The organism is Streptomyces albus subsp. albus, assembly GCF_000725885.1.
In the GTDB taxonomy this organism is placed as follows: Bacteria; Actinomycetota; Actinomycetes; order Streptomycetales; family Streptomycetaceae; genus Streptomyces; species Streptomyces albus.
This window is the reverse complement of record NZ_JODR01000086.1, coordinates 1-376: the sequence shown is the minus strand read 5'-3', so window position 1 is coordinate 376 and position 376 is coordinate 1. Positions and strand designations below refer to the sequence as shown.

Sequence of the window (376 nt, the reverse complement as noted above, 5' to 3'; positions counted from 1 at the left end):
CGCACGCTCGAACCCCGCCACATGCGTGCCGCCCTTCGGCGTGGCGATGATGTTCACGAACGACCGCAGCGTCGTGTCATACCCCGTCCCCCACCGCAGCGCCACATCCACACCCAGCTCCCGCTGCACCTCGGTGGGGATCATGTGCCCGCGCTCGTCCAGCACCGGCACCGTCTCCTTGAACGAGCCCTGACCCCGCAGCCGCAGCACATCACACACCGGACGGTCCGGAGCCAGATACTCACAGAACTCGCTGATCCCCCCGTCGTAACGGAACGTCTCCTCCGAGACGCCCTCACCGCCCAGGCCCTGCTCGTCCCGCACCACGATCGTCAGCCCCGGCACCAAAAACGCCGTCTGCCGCGCCCGCGCATAC

General features: G+C 68.4%; 1 pseudogene. It reads right to left on the bottom strand.

The features are described from left to right. Positions 1 to 376: pseudogene (locus IO40_RS0132835) on the bottom strand (DNA topoisomerase IV subunit B); the annotation flags it as partial.